At 62.9% G+C, this 15,195-nt stretch carries 15 protein-coding genes; 13 read left to right on the top strand and 2 right to left on the bottom strand.

Features of this window, described 5'->3' with window-relative positions:
- From RWT78_RS21585 to RWT78_RS21570, 4 genes are all read left to right on the top strand, one after another.
- A partial coding sequence (locus RWT78_RS21585) for a circularly permuted type 2 ATP-grasp protein (RefSeq protein ID WP_314678095.1) occupies positions 1-1,435 on the top strand: 1,435 nt, incomplete at its 5' end.
- Between the two features lie 56 nt (positions 1,436-1,491).
- Positions 1,492-2,463, top strand: a complete 972-nt coding sequence (locus RWT78_RS21580; protein WP_019749046.1) for an alpha-E domain-containing protein — start codon at positions 1,492-1,494, stop codon at positions 2,461-2,463.
- A gap of 8 nt (positions 2,464-2,471) precedes the next feature.
- Entirely contained in the window at positions 2,472-3,302 is an 831-nt protein-coding gene (locus tag RWT78_RS21575; protein ID WP_007731033.1) for a transglutaminase family protein, read from the top strand.
- Positions 3,303-3,361: 59 nt separating this feature from the next.
- Entirely contained in the window at positions 3,362-4,135 is a 774-nt protein-coding gene (locus RWT78_RS21570) for an aquaporin (protein WP_003944482.1), read from the top strand.
- A 30-nt stretch (positions 4,136-4,165) separates the two neighbouring features.
- On the opposite strand, the gene RWT78_RS21565 is transcribed toward RWT78_RS21570, so the two are convergent.
- Positions 4,166-4,699, bottom strand: coding sequence for a type II toxin-antitoxin system PemK/MazF family toxin (locus RWT78_RS21565; RefSeq protein WP_037131563.1), 534 nt, complete (start codon positions 4,697-4,699; stop codon positions 4,166-4,168).
- Between the two features lie 72 nt (positions 4,700-4,771).
- Here RWT78_RS21565 and lepA point away from each other — a divergent pair, with 72 nt between their 5' ends.
- The 3 genes from lepA to RWT78_RS21550 all read left to right on the top strand — a co-directional run bounded on the left by lepA (position 4,772) and on the right by RWT78_RS21550 (position 8,663).
- Positions 4,772-6,664, top strand: coding sequence for a translation elongation factor 4 (gene lepA / locus RWT78_RS21560; protein WP_314678091.1), 1,893 nt, complete (start codon positions 4,772-4,774; stop codon positions 6,662-6,664).
- Between the two features lie 6 nt (positions 6,665-6,670).
- Positions 6,671-7,600, top strand: a complete 930-nt coding sequence (locus tag RWT78_RS21555; protein ID WP_003944507.1) for a nitronate monooxygenase family protein — start codon at positions 6,671-6,673, stop codon at positions 7,598-7,600.
- A gap of 79 nt (positions 7,601-7,679) precedes the next feature.
- Complete coding sequence (locus RWT78_RS21550; protein ID WP_314678098.1) at positions 7,680-8,663, top strand: ABC transporter substrate-binding protein; 984 nt, start codon at positions 7,680-7,682, stop codon at positions 8,661-8,663.
- Here the strand turns inward: RWT78_RS21550 and RWT78_RS21545 are convergent.
- The gene (locus RWT78_RS21545) at positions 8,660-10,618 is read right to left on the bottom strand and encodes a glycoside hydrolase family 15 protein (RefSeq protein WP_003944557.1); all 1,959 of its coding nucleotides are present in this window, start codon (positions 10,616-10,618) and stop codon (positions 8,660-8,662) included. The genes RWT78_RS21550 and RWT78_RS21545 overlap by 4 nt on opposite strands.
- 82 nt (positions 10,619-10,700) lie before the next feature.
- Here RWT78_RS21545 and RWT78_RS21540 point away from each other — a divergent pair, with 82 nt between their 5' ends.
- From RWT78_RS21540 to RWT78_RS21515, 6 genes are all read left to right on the top strand, one after another.
- Positions 10,701-10,907 carry a hypothetical protein gene (locus RWT78_RS21540; protein ID WP_007731042.1) on the top strand — a complete coding sequence of 69 codons (207 nt, stop codon included), beginning with the start codon at positions 10,701-10,703 and terminating at the stop codon, positions 10,905-10,907.
- Between the two features lie 123 nt (positions 10,908-11,030).
- Positions 11,031-11,120: an Ms4533A family Cys-rich leader peptide gene (locus tag RWT78_RS21535; RefSeq protein ID WP_309599318.1), complete on the top strand. Its 90-nt coding sequence runs from the start codon at positions 11,031-11,033 to the stop codon at positions 11,118-11,120.
- Positions 11,121-11,316: 196 nt separating this feature from the next.
- Positions 11,317-12,348, top strand: a complete 1,032-nt coding sequence (locus RWT78_RS21530; RefSeq protein WP_003944569.1) for a sulfate ABC transporter substrate-binding protein — start codon at positions 11,317-11,319, stop codon at positions 12,346-12,348.
- A 7-nt stretch (positions 12,349-12,355) separates the two neighbouring features.
- Entirely contained in the window at positions 12,356-13,204 is an 849-nt protein-coding gene (gene cysT / locus RWT78_RS21525) for a sulfate ABC transporter permease subunit CysT (protein WP_314678083.1), read from the top strand.
- Entirely contained in the window at positions 13,201-14,007 is an 807-nt protein-coding gene (cysW, locus tag RWT78_RS21520; RefSeq protein ID WP_003944503.1) for a sulfate ABC transporter permease subunit CysW, read from the top strand. Before cysT ends, cysW begins: the two co-directional genes overlap by 4 nt.
- A complete protein-coding gene (locus RWT78_RS21515; RefSeq protein ID WP_007731046.1) occupies positions 14,004-15,053 on the top strand; it encodes a sulfate/molybdate ABC transporter ATP-binding protein in 1,050 nt (349 codons plus the stop codon). The genes cysW and RWT78_RS21515 overlap by 4 nt, the downstream gene beginning before the upstream one ends.
- The last annotated feature ends 142 nt before the right edge of the window (positions 15,054-15,195 follow it).

The following is a 15,195-nucleotide window of genomic DNA, read 5'->3' as shown; positions in this document are numbered from 1 at the left end:
TGCCGACCTCGCTGCGCGTGCCGACGCGCTCGGACGCGCATTCATCGACCAGGGCGTGACGTTCTCGCTGTCCGGGCAGGAGCGACCGTTTCCGTTGGATCTGGTGCCGCGCGTCATCGCCGCGCAGGAGTGGTCGCGGCTGGAAAAGGGCATCAAGCAGCGTGTGAAGGCGCTCGAGCTGTTCCTCGCGGACATTTACGGCGAGCAGCGAATCTTGCGCGATCACGTGCTGCCGCGCCGTCTGGTCACCTCGTGTGAGCACTTCCACCGTGAAGCGGCCGGCATCGTGCCGCCCAATGGTGTGCGAATCCACGTCGCCGGTATCGACTTGGTCCGTGACGAGGCCGGGGAGTTCCGAGTTCTCGAGGACAACCTGCGATCTCCGTCCGGCGTCTCCTATGTGATGGAAAACCGTCGCACGATGACTCGGGTGTTCCCCGACCTGTTCATGTCCCACAAGGTGCGGGCCGTCGGGGATTACGCAACACACTTGCTGAGGGCGCTGCGCGCGGGTGCTGCACTCAACGAAGCGGACCCCACAGTGGTTGTTCTCACACCAGGTATTGCCAACTCGGCCTATTTCGAGCATTCGTTGCTCGCTCGTCAGATGGGCGTGGAACTCGTCGAAGGTCGCGACCTGTTCTGCCGCGACAACATGGTATACATGCGCACGACGGAAGGTGAGCGCCAGGTCGACGTCATCTATCGCCGCATCGACGACGAGTACCTCGACCCGATGCACTTCCGCCCGGATTCGATTCTCGGCGTCGCAGGTCTACTGAATGCGGCGCGGGCGGGCAACGTGGTGATCTCGAGCGCCGTCGGCAACGGAGTCGGTGACGACAAACTCGTCTATACCTATGTTCCGCAGATCATCGACTACTACCTCGGTGAGAAGCCGCTCTTGCAGAACGTCGACACGTTCCGCTGTTGGTTGGACGAGGAGTGCGAGCAAGTCCTCGACCGCGTCGCCGAACTGGTCATCAAGCCGGTGGAAGGGTCCGGTGGCTACGGAATCGTCTTCGGACCCGACGCGAGCCCCAAGGAACTGGCCGCGATCACCCGCAAGATCAAGGCAGACCCGCGCGGGTGGATTGCGCAGCCACTCGTGCAGTTGTCCACGGTGCCGACCAAGATCGACGATGTTCTCTCGCCGCGCCACGTGGACTTGCGGCCCTTTGCCGTCAACGACGGTGAGGACGTGTGGGTGTTGCCCGGCGGCCTGACCCGGGTGGCACTTCCGGAAGGTTCGCTGGTGGTCAACTCCAGCCAGGGCGGCGGAAGCAAGGACACGTGGGTGCTCGCGAGCCGCACCTCTCACGAGGACCCGGAGCTGTCCGGCGAGGAGTTGGTGTCCGAGCCCCCGGAATCCGCGGAACCGGTGCAGGGCCCGGAGCTGAGCACCTCACAACAACAACAGCAGCAGCAACAGTGAACTCCACTGAACTGCCCAGCTACCAAGAACTATCAGCGAACGGAGCGTGGTGACTGATGCTTGCTCGCAACGCAGAGTCTCTCTACTGGATCGGCCGCTACGTCGAGCGGGCGGACGACACCGCTCGGATCCTCGATGTCGCCGTCCACCAACTTCTCGACGACGCCACCGTCGATCCTGACCGCACGTCGCGCTTGCTCTTGCGTGTTCTCGGCATCGAGGCGCCGGAGGAGAAGCTCGACGTGCGTTCCCTCACCGATCTGGTTGCGTTCAGTCGCAATCAGGTTGGTTCGATCGTGGACTCGCTGGCGAGTGCCCGAGAGAATGCTCGCGGAGCACGTGAGGTCACGTCGAGTGAGATGTGGGAGTGCCTGAACACCACGTACAACGGACTGGCCGAGCGTGAGCGTGCATCACGCAGGCTGGGCCCGCACGAGTTCTTCCGCTACGTGGAGGAACGCGCAGCGATGTTCGCGGGCCTGGCGGATTCCACGCTCAGCCGCGACGACGGCTATCGGTTCCTTCTGCTGGGGCGCTCGATCGAACGTGTCGACATGATCGTGCGAATGCTGCTGGCGCGCGCCGGTGACCGCCCGTCTTCGCCGGCGTGGGTCAGTGTTCTTCGCTCGGCGGGTGCGCATGACACGTATCTGCGTACGTATCGCGGAGCACTCGACGCCAATCGCGTCGTCGAGTTCATCTTGTTGGACAGGCTCTTTCCGCGCTCGGTGTTCCACTCGATCAGGCAGGCCGAGAAGTGCCTGCAGGAGCTCGACCCGCAGCCGGGCAGTCGCGTCGGGATCCGGGCGGAGGCGCCGCGGCTACTGGGCCGCGCACGCAGTGAGCTCGAGTTTCTGCCGCAGGGCGTGTTGCTCGAGGATCTGCAGGGACGGTTGCTCGGTTGGCAGGAGACATGCCGCGAACTGGGTGAGGCAATTGCATTGCAGTACTTCCACGCTGCGCCGTGGGTCGCGTGGACGGATGCCGGCGCCGCGTATGCGGAGTCGACGGTGGAGGGAGAGCTGTGAGCTGGCGGATGAGGGTCGTGCACACCACGGGATATGCGTACGACGCCCCGGTGACGTCGTCGTACAACGAAGCGCGATTGACACCTCGCGGCGACACCAGGCAGACGGTGATACTCACGCGCGTCGAAACCCAGCCGGCAACGCGTTCCTACCGATACACCGATTACTGGGGCACCGCGGTGACCGCCTTCGACTTGCACGCCCCGCATACGGAACTCGAAGTGACCGGGCTGTCGGTGGTGGAGACGGAACCGTTCGTTCAGCCCGAGGAAACCGTCGACTGGGATGAATTGTCGGGAAACGCGATTAAAGATCGATTCAACGAACAACTGAGTTTCACGAGATACGTTCCGCGTGATCGTAAGCTGGCGACAATTGCCAAGGAATTGCGCAAAGATAAATCACCTGAAGATGCAGTAGTGGCTGCGTCGCAATGGGTTTACGGCGAAATGTCATATGTTCCCGGTACGACCGGAGTGCATACGTCGGCGGTGGAGGCCTGGTCGGCCAGGAAAGGTGTCTGCCAGGACTATGCGCATCTGACCTTGGTGTTGCTTCGAACGATGGGGATACCGTGTCGATACGTTTCCGGCTATCTCCACCCCAAACGTGATGCGGCAGTCGGGGACACGGTGGTCGGGGAATCGCACGCGTGGATCGAAGCGTGGACCGGCGCGTGGTGGGGATACGACCCGACCAATGCGATAGCTGTGAATGAACAGCATGTCTCGGTCGGAATAGGAAGGGACTATTCGGATGTGCCGCCTTTGAAGGGAATCTTTTCCGGTGGACGCTCCACAGATCTCGAAGTTGTTGTGGAGATCACCAGGCTTGCGTAAAGTCCGGCAAATCTAGGCGCGTGAGCATTACTACCGTTCGATGAGAAGAAGGTGGGAATATGTCTCCAACTGCACAGGAATTGACTGAGATCGAACCGATCTCGGATGTGAAGAAGTATGCGGCCGAAGCGGTGGGAACATTTGTGCTCGTGTTCTCCGCAGTCGGAACTGCCGTCTTTGCAGGTGCGAAAGTCGGCAACCTCGGAGTTGCCTTCGCATTCGGCCTGACCCTGCTGTTCCTCGTATATGCGATCGGCCCGATTTCCGGTTGCCACGTCAACCCAGCCGTGACTCTCGGCCAATTCGTGATCGGGCGAATCTCAGCCGTCAATGCGGCGATTTACGTTGTCGCGCAAGTGATCGGCGGCTTGGTCGCAGGCGTCGTGATCTACACGGTGGCCAACAGTCTCCCGGCGTACAACCGTGCTGCTGACGGTTTGGGTGCAAACGGTTGGGGCGCACACAGTCCGTCTGCCGAGAAGAATCTTCTCGGAAACGTGGTTTCCGACGGCTACGGCATCGGTGCCGCCATGATCATCGAGATCCTGCTGACAGCACTGCTGGTATTCGTCGTTCTCGCGTCGACCGACCAGATCTCCGACGTGCCTCTCGCCGGGGTGTCCATCGGCTTCACCCTGGCCGTCATTCACCTGATCTCGATCCCGATCGACAACACCTCCGTCAACCCCGCTCGAAGCCTCGCTGTCGCGCCGTTCCAGGACGGTGCACTCGGTCAGGTGTGGTTGTTCATCGTGTTCCCGCTCATCGGCGGTGCGCTCGGTGCACTCATCTATCGAGCACTCTTCGGACGGTTCAACCGTATGGACAGCTGATCGACACTGTTTCCATCGTCCGGGTCGGCTTCAGCTCCAGCTGAAGTCGGCCCGAAGTTTTGCCGCGACCGCGTCGAACTTCTTGTGATCCATGACGGCGCCCTCGCGCCGGATCCCGCTCTCGGGAACGTCGAGCACCCGGTCGAGCCGGACCCAGCTGGGCCTTCCCTCTCCGTCCCATGGACCCGAACCGATTGCGAGCCAATCGCGCTCACCCTGGCGTTTACTCTGCGAAGACAACATCAGGCCGAGCAGCGTGTCGCCGTCGCGGCCGACAACCAGCACCGGGCGGTCTTTGCCCTGGGTCGGATCCTCCTCGTAGGCAACCCAGGTCCAGACGATTTCGCCCGGATCGGCCTTGCCGTCGAGGTCGGGGGAGTACTCGACCTTGCGGGCGCGATGTGCGGTCGGAGACGTCCGCGCGGCGATCGGGCGGCCGGACGGACCCGGCTTCGAGGCAGACGACTGGGACGTGGACGACTGCAGCTGGCGCAGCAACGCAGGGCCCTTCTCCACCGCGAGGGCGCCGAGGGTTCTGCCGATCTGCTTCCACATGCTTGCCATAGCGTTCGAGCATAATCACCCGCCCGTGGGATCCCCTGGTACGGCGGCGCCGAGACTTGGATATCCTGAGGGTTGACAGTGGCCCGGATCCGGGCCGGTGCCGGTCCGACTAAGGGGTCTCCCATCAGCAGCTTCGCCGACAAGACGTTCACGGATCCTGCGCAGATCCGGAACTTCTGCATCATCGCGCACATCGACCACGGTAAGTCGACGCTGGCAGATCGCATGCTTCAGCTCACCGGTGTGGTCGAAGAGCGGGCGATGCGTGCGCAGTACCTGGACCGCATGGACATCGAGCGTGAACGCGGCATCACCATCAAGGCTCAGAACGTTCGTCTGCCCTGGACCGTCGACGGCGAAGAGTTCGTCCTCCACCTCATCGACACTCCCGGCCACGTCGACTTCACGTACGAGGTCTCCCGTGCGCTCGAAGCATGCGAGGGCGCAATTCTACTGGTCGATGCTGCTCAGGGCATCGAAGCTCAGACGCTGGCGAACCTCTACCTGGCGATGGAGAAGGATCTCAAGATCATTCCGGTCCTCAACAAGATCGACCTCCCGGCCGCGGATCCCGACCGCTATGCCGAAGAGATCGCGCACATCACGGGCTGCGAGCCCGGTGATGTCCTGCGCGTCTCGGGTAAGACCGGTATGGGCGTCAAGGAACTGCTCGACGAGGTGATCAAGCAGGTACCTGCGCCTGTCGGCGATGCTGACGGTCCCGCCCGCGCGATGATCTTCGACTCCGTGTACGACACCTACCGCGGCGTGGTCACTTACGTGCGTGTGGTCGACGGTCGGATCCGTCCCCGCGAGAAGATCACGATGATGTCCACGGGCACTACACACGAACTGCTCGAGGTCGGCATCATTTCCCCCGAGCCGAAGGCCAGTATCGGTCTGGGCGTCGGCGAGGTGGGCTACCTCATCACCGGTGTGAAGGATGTCCGTCAGTCGCGCGTCGGTGACACCGTCACCACCACCCGCAACGGCGCGACCGAACCGCTAGTCGGCTACCGCGATCCCAAGCCGATGGTCTACTCGGGCCTCTACCCGATGGACGGCTCGGACTACCCCGTGCTGCGCGATGCCCTCGACAAGCTCCGTCTCAACGACGCGGCCCTGGCGTATGAACCCGAGACGTCGGTTGCCCTCGGATTCGGCTTCCGCTGCGGCTTCCTCGGCCTGCTCCACATGGAGATCACCCGCGACCGCCTCGAGCGTGAGTTCGGCCTCGAACTGATTTCCACCGCGCCCAACGTCGTCTACCGCGTCGTGATGGAGGACGGGGCCGAGGTCATCGTCACCAACCCGTCGTACTGGCCGGAAGGCAAGGTTCGCGAGGTCTACGAGCCCGTCGCCAAGTGCACCGTCATCGCCCCGAGTGAATACGTCGGCGCCATCATGGAGCTGTGCCAGTCCCGTCGCGGTGAGCTCGGCGGCATGGACTACCTCTCCGAGACTCGTGTCGAGTTGCGATACGAATTGCCCATGGGCGAGATCATGTTCGACTTCTTCGACGCCCTCAAGTCCCGCACCAAGGGTTATGCCAGCCTCGATTACGAGGAGGCAGGTGAGCAGCAGGCCGACCTGGTGAAGGTCGACATCCTGCTGCAGGGCGAGGCCGTCGACGCGTTCTCTTCGATCGTGCACCGTTCCAACGCCGGCGCTTACGGCGGACGCATGACGTCGAAGCTTCGTGAGCTGATTCCTCGCCAGCAGTTCGAGGTTCCGATCCAGGCCGCGATCGGCGCGAAGATCATCTCGCGCGAGAACATTCGCGCAATCCGCAAGGACGTTCTTGCCAAGTGCTACGGCGGCGACATCAGCCGTAAGCGCAAGCTGCTCGAGAAGCAGAAGGAAGGCAAGAAGCGCATGAAGACCATCGGTCGCGTCGAGGTGCCGCAGGAAGCATTCGTGGCGGCCCTGACGTCGGAATCGGTCGGCGAGAAGCCCAAGAAGTAGGAGCGCATGGTCACCACCTGGTTGTCCCGAGAGTTCGGAGTCGAAATCCCGGTTCTCGGGGCGCCCATGGGTGGCCGCGCGGGCGGCGCGCTCGCCGGAGCTGTATCGGCGGCCGGTGGGTTGGGTCTGCTTGGCGCGGCCCGGTACAACACACCGGAGTGGATCGAGGCCGAAGCCGAAGTGGCCCGCTCGATCGGCGGAAAGTTCGGCGTCGGCCTGATGACGTGGTCGCTGCCCGAGAACGAGTTGATGCTCGACGCCGCGATTGCCGTCGAGCCGACCATGATCACCTTGTCGTTCGGTGATCCCGCCTCGTATGTCGGACGAATCCACGATGCGGGCATTCCCGTTGTGTCACAGATCAATACGCTCGAAGACCTTCGCATTGTCGAGGCCGCGGGTGTCGACGGCGTGATCGCGCAAGGCGGTGAGGCAGGCGGTCACACGGGCCGAATCGGAACCTTGCCGCTGCTGCAGGAGATCCTCGAAACGACATCTCTTCCAGTACTGGCGGCCGGCGGAATCGGGACCGGCCGCGGTTTGGCTGCAGTCCTGGCTGCCGGTGGCGAAGGCGTGATGATCGGAACCGCGCTACTCGCCAGCCCGGAGACGGTCGGACCGGACTATGCGCGTGATCGCGTCGTCGAATCCGGAAGCGCCGACACCGTCTACACCTCCGTTTTCGACCGCGCTCGCAGTCAGCCGTGGCCCCAGCGGTGGGGTGGTCGCGCTGTGGCCAACGAATTCACCGCCGCATGGCATGGAGTCGACGCCGACGAGGAAACGTTGGCTAAGGCGTACGACCCGTCGGATCCGCACAGCGGCGTCGTCTACGCCGGAGAAGCGGTGGGTCTCGTGCACGGAACCCATCCGGCCGGCGACGTGGTTCGACGCATCGGCGCCGATGCGGAGCGTCTGCTCGCTCGTTTCGCCTGAAAGCAAGGTCGGACATAGCCGTGTCTCATATGAGAAGGTAAGCCTCTACTAACTAGTGGAGGAGTATTTCGTGCGTGCGATGAAGTTCTCGGCGGTGGCTCTGTTGGGAGCACTGGTCGTCGGTATCAGTGGCTGTTCGTCTTCGGACGCTGACGAGATCGCGGACGGTCGGGTCACCACGGTCGACCACAAGTTCGGCGCCACCACGATCACCGGGACGCCGACGCGCATCGTCGCGGCCGACACCCAGTGGCTTGACGCTCTGCTCGAACTCGGAATCCAGCCGGTGGGGTACCTGGCTGCCGGCCCGATGGGCGACGAGCGTGGTCTGTTCCCGTGGGAGAGTGGCGTGGACGCGTCGGCGAAGGAACTCGATCGCTCGGCGATCCAGCAGTTCGGTGTCCCGCTCAAAGCTGAAGAAATTGCAGCCTTGGATCCCGATCTGATTCTCGGCGGGTTCTCCGTCGCCGATCAGGACGATTTCGACCAGTTGAGCAAGATCGCTCCGACAATTGCCGGTCTGTCCGACGTCCAGGTCGATCCGTGGCAGGACCAGGTGGAGATTCTCGGCCGGGTTCTCGACAAGGAGTCGCGAGCCGACGAGATCGTCGAGGCGACAAACGGGCAGATCGATGCGCTCGCACAGCGGTTGCCGGGGCTGAAGGGTAAGACCGCTCTTTTGTCGCAGTACGTCTTCCCGACGTCGCAGTTGGTGATCGTCGCTGATCCCAAGGACGGTGCTTCGGGACTGTTCACGCGTCTGGGAATGTCGTTGCCGCCCAAGCTGGTCGACGAGGCCGGTGTGACCGGTGGCCGGCTGATACTCAGCCCGGAACGGGTCGACGCTCTCAGCGCCGAGGTCGTGGTGCTGCTGCCCAACGGCGGGTCGCTCGACGACATGATGAAGCTGCCGGGGTTTGCCGACCTGCCTGCAGTCAAGGGTGGCGGATTGGCCATCGTCGACTATCCGACTGTTGCCGGCCTGAACACTCCGTCGTCGCTGTCGCTGAAGTACTCGCTCGAATCGATCACGCCGCAGCTCGAAGCGGTGGCCGGGGTCTAGGTCGCGTTGTGCGCGGGCTGGAAAGCTCCGGCTTCGGCAGCTTCCTCGGCGCGGATCACGTGGACCACGGCGTTGATCAGCGCCAGGTGTGTGAACGCTTGCGGGAAGTTACCCAGATGGCGACCGGTGTGCGCGTCGATCTCCTCCGCGTACAGCTTGAGCGGGCTCGCGAACCCGAGCAGACGCTCGCAGAGATGCTTCGCGCGATCCAGTTCGCCGATCTCGACGAGGGCGGACACCAACCAGAAGGAACAGATGGTGAATGTTCCTTCTTCACCGCTCAAACCGTCGTCGGTGGTGTCGACGCGATAGCGCAGGACCAACCCCTCCTCGGTGAGCTCGTCGGCGATCGCCAGCACCGTCGCCCGGATGCGCGGATCGTCGGCCGGCAGGAAGCGCAGCAGCGGTGCCAACAAGAGCGACGCGTCGAGTGAATCGTGGCCGTACCGCTGCGTCAGAACTCCACGCGAGTCGACTCCGTGCGCGAGGATGTCGGCCTTGATCTCGTCCGCGATGGCCGTCCATTGCTGTGCAAAGCTTTTCTCGCCCTGCATCTCCGCCAGCTTGGCGCCGCGATCGAGTGCGACCCAGCACATGATCTTCGACGACGTGAAGTGCTGTGGTTCACCGCGCACCTCCCAGATCCCACGGTCGGGTTGGCGCCAGTGCTTGATCGCTTCTTCGACCTGCTTCTTGAGCAGCGGCCACAGCGCTTCGGGGACACGCTCGCGGGTACGGATGTGGAGATACACCGAGTCGAGCATGGTGCCCCAGATGTCGTGCTGCTGTTGATCGAATGCGCCGTTGCCGATGCGCACCGGACGGGCACCGTCGTATCCGGAGAGATGGTTGAGTTCGGATTCCTCGAGCGTGCGCTCGCCGCCGATGCCGTACATCACCTGCAAGGGATGTGGCTGACCGTTGTCCGAACTCGACACGTCGTAGATGAAGTTGAAGAAGTCGTTGGCCTCACGGTCCAGCCCGAGCGTGTAGAGACCCCACAGTGCGAAGGTGGAATCGCGAACCCACGCGTAGCGGTAGTCCCAGTTACGTTCTCCGCCTGGTGTTTCCGGTAGCGAGGTCGTCGAAGCCGCAAGTAGGGCTCCGGTCGGTGCGTAGGTGAGCCCCTTGAGTGTGAGCGCACTGCGCTGTAGGTATCCGCGCCACGGGTGATCGGGGAACTTGCCGATCGTCACCCACTCACGCCAGGACTTGGACGTCTGCCACATCTTGTCGGCGGCCTCGTCGAACGTCTGCGGCGCGGGAAGATCCGACCACGAGAGCGCGACGTACACGTTGTCGCCTTCGACCAGTCGCGTCCGCGCTCGTGCTTCACGACCTTCCAGACCCAGTCGTAGGTCGGTGGTCAAGCGCAGAGTGGGATGGTCTCCGGGCTTGGCGGAGCGACACGTTGCCGTTGCTTCCTCGTAGACCTTTCCGGTGTACTCCCAATTCGCCGTGCCACGGTGATAGTCGAACGCGGGCTCACAGCTCATCTCGAGTTCGACGGTGCCGCTGACGCATTTGACCGTACGGAGAAGGGTGTGTTCGGCATCCCAGTCGGTCGGTGTGCGCTTGTGCGTGTTCGATCGCTTGTCGACGTTGTGCCAGGGACCGAGAACCAGGGCGTCGCGTACGACGAGCCAGCCGGTCTCGGTCTGCCAGGTCGTCTCGAGAATGAGTCCACCCGGCAGATAGCGCCGAGCGGCCGGCACGTTCTGGCCGTAGGGGCCGATGCGGAAATGGCCTGCGCTGCGGTCGAGGATGGCACCGAACACGCTGGGGGAGTCGGGGCGGGGAACGCACATCCACTCGACAGATCCGTTACGGGCAATCAGGCACGAGGTTTCGCAATCGGAAAGAAACGCGTAGTCGTCGATAGGGGGAAAGTTGCTTCGATGGTGACCCGTGGAGGCGGGAGGAATCGTCTGCACCACTTCGTCGTCAGCACTCATTCGGCCATCATCCGGCCAGAATCGACACACGTCCAATCCACACGCTGTCGGGACCGTATCGTCCGAAGGATAGGGTGTTGGCGTGGATCGGATAGCGGATTGGTGGGACAGCTTCGAGCTGTGGATGGCGGGGCTCCCGTTCATCCCGCAGGTCGCGTTGGTCCTGATCGTCGTCGTTCCGCTGTGCCGCCTGGTGGCCATCGGTCTGGATCGCGTGTTGGCCGCCGTTCTCGCTCTGCCGCTCTTCGGCTGGTTGCGTAGGAATTCTCGAGAAGTAGAGGAAAGCTGATGCCCCGCTCACGGGTCACTCTCGCCCTGATCGCCCTGATTCTCCTCGTGATCGTCGCGTGGCTTCTCACCCGTTAGTTCTCTCGATTAGAGCGGGCGCCGGTGCTCTGCTAAAGTCCACCGCGTGTCCGAAGCAACAGCTCCCGTAATCCGCCACCAGTTGGCGTTGATTGCTGTCGGCATGCTCGACGTCGCTGACGTCGCCTGTTGTTGATTTCCTGAGTTCGACCTCTCCGGTGGTGCTGCGCACCCCACTCGAACTTCTCTGCGCGTAACTCGCGCCCCCGATTCAGGGCTCATCGCCCGTCGGCTCTCCATGTCTGAACATCCCGATGGAATCAGCCCCAGAGGTCTCGGACTTGTCGTTTGACCAACCCTCGTTTGTCAGTCCTTTCAGGAAGGTATCTGCAATGAAACGCCGTTCCCGCACACTTCTCACTGCTATCGCGACCATGGGGGCCGTGGTACTCACAGCGTGCAGTGGTGGCTCGAGCGACACCGTGGGTGGTGACAGCGCCGCCAGCGACGGTAGCGCCGGCACGATCAACCTGTTCGCCTACGCCGTGCCGAAGCCTGGCTTCGACAAGCTCACCGCAGCCTTCCAGGCGACCGACGAGGGCAAGAACGTCAACTTCAATCCTTCCTACGGCGCCTCGGGCGACCAGTCGCGCAAGGTGAAGGACGGTGCCGAGGCAGACTTCGTCAACTTCTCCGTCGAGCCCGACATCACCCGTCTGGTCGATGCCGGTCTGGTAGATCAGAACTGGAACCAGGACGCCTACAACGGAATTCCGTTCGGATCGGTAGTCACCATCGTGACGCGTCCGGGCAACCCGAAGGGCATCAAAGACTGGGACGACCTGCTTCAGCCCGGCCTCGAGGTCGTCACGCCGAACCCGTTCAGCTCCGGCTCGGCCAAGTGGAACCTCTTGGCGCCGTACGCCGCCAAGAGCGACGGTGGCAAGAACCCGCAGGCGGGTCTCGACTACGTCACCGCCTTGGTCAACGACCACGTCAAGATCCAGCCCAAGTCGGGACGCGAGGCTTCGGAAGCCTTCCTGCAGGGTAGCGGTGACGTTCTGATCAGTTACGAGAACGAGGCACTGTTCATCGAAGGCAACGGCGACCCGGTCGAGCACGTCACCCCGCCCACGACCTTCAAGATCGAGAACCCCGTTGCCGTGATCTCGAACAGCAAGGTCCTCGACAAGGCGACCGCGTTCAAGGACTACCTGTACACGACCGAGGGGCAGACGCTCTGGGCCGAAGCAGGATTCCGTCCCGTGGATCCCGCCGTCGCTGCCAAGTTCACCGACAAGTTCCCCGAGCCGACCAAGCTGTGGACCATTGCAGACCTCGGCGGCTGGAAGGCCGTGGACAGTGCTCTGTTCACCAAGGACACCGGTTCGATCGCAGTGATCTACGACAACGCGACCAAGTAAGACTGACGTGACTGACACTATTGACCCCACCCCCGTGGCTCGTCGGCGAAAACTCGCGCGGGTCACGGGGAGTGTGGGGCCGCTCGGAATCGGAGTGGCCACCCTGTGGCTCTCCGTGATCGTTCTGCTTCCGCTCGCCGCGTTGACCGCCACCGCGTTCGACGAGGGGATCTCCGGATTCTGGGACGCCGTCACCGCACCCGTCGCCTTGGCGTCGTTGCGCGTGACGTTGTTGGTCTCGGTGATCGTGGCACTGATCAACGTCGTGATGGGCACGATCATCGCGTGGGTGCTGGTCCGGGACGACTTCCCGGGCAAGCGCATCGTCAACTCGATGATCGATCTGCCGTTCGCGCTACCGACCATCGTGGCATCGATCGTGCTGCTGTCCCTCTACGGCCCGCAGTCACCGATCGACATCCATCTCAATGCAACCCAGCCCGGACTGATCGTGGCATTGGCCTTCGTGACCTTGCCGTTCGTCGTCCGTTCCGTGCAGCCGGTGCTGCTGGAGGTCGACCGCGAAGTCGAGGAAGCCGCTGCGTCGTTGGGAGCTTCCAACTGGACGATCTTTCGCTCGGTTGTTCTCCCGACGTTGGCGCCTGCCGTCATCTCCGGTGCGGGCCTCGCGTTCGCCAGAGCGATCGGTGAATACGGCTCGGTCGTTCTGATCGGCGGCAACATCCCACGCGTGACACAGATGACGTCGCAGTACATTCAGCAGCAGATCGAGATCGATCGTCCGACCAACGCCGCTGCCGTCTCGGTAGCGTTGCTGGCCATCGCATTCGTGACGCTGTTCGTCCTGCGAATCTTCGCCTCGCGGGGACAGCGACGTGAGGAGAGTTCCCGATGAACGTGTCCAGAGGATCGAAGATCGGTCTACGGACCATCGCTCTCGTCTACCTGTTCGTGTTGTTGGTCGTGCCGATCGGTGTGATCCTGACTCGAACGTTCGAGAACGGAATCGGCCCGTTTCTCGAATCGATCACGACACCGGCAGCGATCTCCGCGCTGAATCTTTCGCTGATCATCGTGGCGATCGTGGTCCCGATCAACGTCGTGTTCGGTGTGGTCACCGCACTCGCTCTTGTCCGTGGTCGGTTCCCGGGCCGCGGAGTTCTGCAGTCGGTGGTCGACCTGCCCTTCGCAGTCTCGCCCGTCGTCGTCGGTGTGTCCTTGATTCTTCTGTGGGGTGCCAACGGTTGGTTCGGCGGAATCGAATCGTTGGGGTTCAAGGTCATCTTCGGTTTGCCAGGCATGGTGATCGCGACGATTTTCGTGACGCTCCCCTTTGTCGTCCGGGAAGTCGAACCCGTACTTCACGAGATCGGCGACGAGCAGGAACAAGCAGCCGCGACGCTCGGTGCCTCTGGTTGGCAGACGTTCTGGCGGATCACCTTGCCCGCGATCCGTTGGGGCTTGACATACGGAATCGTGTTGACGGTGGCGCGTTCGCTCGGTGAATTCGGCGCAGTCATCATGGTCTCTTCCGGCTTCCCGGGGGTATCCCAGACACTGACGTTGCTGGTGCACTCGCGATACATCGACGACCACAACACCTTTGGTGCGTATTCGGCGGCAACGCTGCTGATGGGCATCGCCATCATTGTCCTGTTGCTGATGACGCTGCTGGACCGTAAGAGGAGCACCACATGATCACAGTGACCGGGGCCCGCAAGAACTACGGTGATTTCGCGGCGCTCGACGACGTGACGGTCAACATTCCCTCGGGTTCGTTGACGGCATTGCTCGGGCCCAGTGGCTCGGGAAAGTCGACGTTGCTGCGTTCGATCGCAGGGCTCGAAGAACTCGATTCGGGAACCATCACCATCGCAGGCAAGGACGTCACCGGCGTGTCGCCGCAGAAGCGTGACATCGGTTTCGTGTTCCAGCACTACGCGGCGTTCAAGCACATGACGGTGCGGGACAACGTGGCGTTCGGGCTCAAGATCCGCAAGCGCCCGAAGCCGGAGATCGAGAAGAAGGTCAACGAACTACTGGGGATCGTCGGCCTCGACGGCTTTCAGCATCGGTACCCCGCGCAGCTCTCCGGTGGTCAGCGTCAGCGCATGGCGTTGGCGCGCGCTCTGGCTGTGGATCCGCAGGTGCTCCTGCTCGACGAGCCCTTCGGCGCGCTCGACGCGAAGGTGCGTGCCGACTTGCGCACGTGGTTGCGTCGCCTGCACGACGAGGTGCACGTCACCACCGTCCTGGTCACCCACGACCAGGAAGAGGCTCTCGACGTCGCCGACCGCATCGCGGTGCTGAACAAGGGGCGGATCGAACAGATCGGTGAACCTGCCGACTTGTACGACCGCCCGTCCAACGACTTCGTGATGTCCTTCCTCGGGTCCGTCGCGAAGCTCAACGGGCAGCTGGTCCGTCCGCACGACATCCGCCTCGGCCGCGATCCGAGCATGGCTCTTGCTCAGGAATCCGGAACTGCCGAGTCGCTCGGCGTCACACGCGCAACAGTCGAGCGCGTCGTGTACCTCGGCTTCGAGGTTCGAGTGGACCTGCGCAACGAGGCAACCGGCGAGCTCTTCTCGGCTCAGGTCACGCGCGGTGACAGTGCAGCGCTGCACCTCGAGGCGGGGGAGACGGTGTACGCGCGGGCTACCCGGGTGCCGGATCTGCCGGAGACCCCGGTGTCGACGCCGGTGCAGGAGCCGGTCACGGTGAGCGTGGTCGGCCAGGTGTGACCCGCTCGCCCTTTTTGCCCTGTTCTACCCCCACCCCTGATTGACCGAACGGCACTTTCGGCCACCTGATGGCGCCGAATGTGCCGTACGCTCAGAGGTGGGGGTCGGGCAACAGCGAGACGAGTTCAGCCCTCTCGGCAGA

The organism is uncultured Rhodococcus sp. (assembly GCF_963525155.1).
Taxonomy (GTDB): Bacteria; Actinomycetota; Actinomycetes; order Mycobacteriales; family Mycobacteriaceae; genus Rhodococcus_F; species Rhodococcus_F qingshengii.
This window is presented reverse-complemented; position numbering and strand designations above follow the sequence as displayed.

What these genes read in the sequence shown, in the direction of transcription:
- RWT78_RS21570 (WP_003944482.1), top strand. Translation starts at nt 3,362, where the DNA reads ATGTCTCCAACTGCACAGGAATTGACTGAGATCGAACCGATCTCGGAT.
- RWT78_RS21575 (WP_007731033.1), top strand. Translation starts at nt 2,472, where the DNA reads ATGAGGGTCGTGCACACCACGGGATATGCGTACGACGCCCCGGTGACG.
- RWT78_RS21515 (WP_007731046.1), top strand. Translation starts at nt 14,004, where the DNA reads ATGATCACAGTGACCGGGGCCCGCAAGAACTACGGTGATTTCGCGGCG.
- RWT78_RS21565 (WP_037131563.1), bottom strand. Translation starts at nt 4,699, where the DNA reads ATGGCAAGCATGTGGAAGCAGATCGGCAGAACCCTCGGCGCCCTCGCG.
- RWT78_RS21530 (WP_003944569.1), top strand. Translation starts at nt 11,317, where the DNA reads ATGAAACGCCGTTCCCGCACACTTCTCACTGCTATCGCGACCATGGGG.
- RWT78_RS21555 (WP_003944507.1), top strand. Translation starts at nt 6,671, where the DNA reads ATGGTCACCACCTGGTTGTCCCGAGAGTTCGGAGTCGAAATCCCGGTT.
- RWT78_RS21545 (WP_003944557.1), bottom strand. Translation starts at nt 10,618, where the DNA reads ATGAGTGCTGACGACGAAGTGGTGCAGACGATTCCTCCCGCCTCCACG.
- cysW (WP_003944503.1), top strand. Translation starts at nt 13,201, where the DNA reads ATGAACGTGTCCAGAGGATCGAAGATCGGTCTACGGACCATCGCTCTC.
- RWT78_RS21580 (WP_019749046.1), top strand. Translation starts at nt 1,492, where the DNA reads ATGCTTGCTCGCAACGCAGAGTCTCTCTACTGGATCGGCCGCTACGTC.
- RWT78_RS21550 (WP_314678098.1), top strand. Translation starts at nt 7,680, where the DNA reads ATGAAGTTCTCGGCGGTGGCTCTGTTGGGAGCACTGGTCGTCGGTATC.